1 pseudogene is annotated in these 211 nt (G+C 63.0%); it reads right to left on the bottom strand.

The annotated features are described in order from the left end of the window. Positions 1-211, bottom strand: a pseudogene (locus XH80_RS02765) (IS110 family transposase); the annotation flags it as partial.

Here is a 211-nt window from a genome sequence, read left to right as displayed (position 1 = left end):
TCGCGGTCATGAAGCTCAGCGCTGCGATCGGACCGATGCCTGGAATCTGCATGAAGCGCCGGCACAGCTCATGGCCAGCGACCAGCTTGACCACCAGATCGTGCAGCCGGCAGTACTCCTTCCACAATGCGGCGCGCGCATTCAACATGGCATCGATCAGCTCGCTGACCAACGCATCGTGCGCCACCGCCTCGCGGACGGCTTGCGCAAA

The organism is Bradyrhizobium sp. CCBAU 45384 (assembly GCF_028128665.1).
GTDB lineage: Bacteria > Pseudomonadota > Alphaproteobacteria > Rhizobiales > Xanthobacteraceae > Bradyrhizobium > Bradyrhizobium manausense.
Note: the sequence above shows the minus strand (reverse complement) of the source record. Positions and strands in the feature narration are given on the sequence as shown.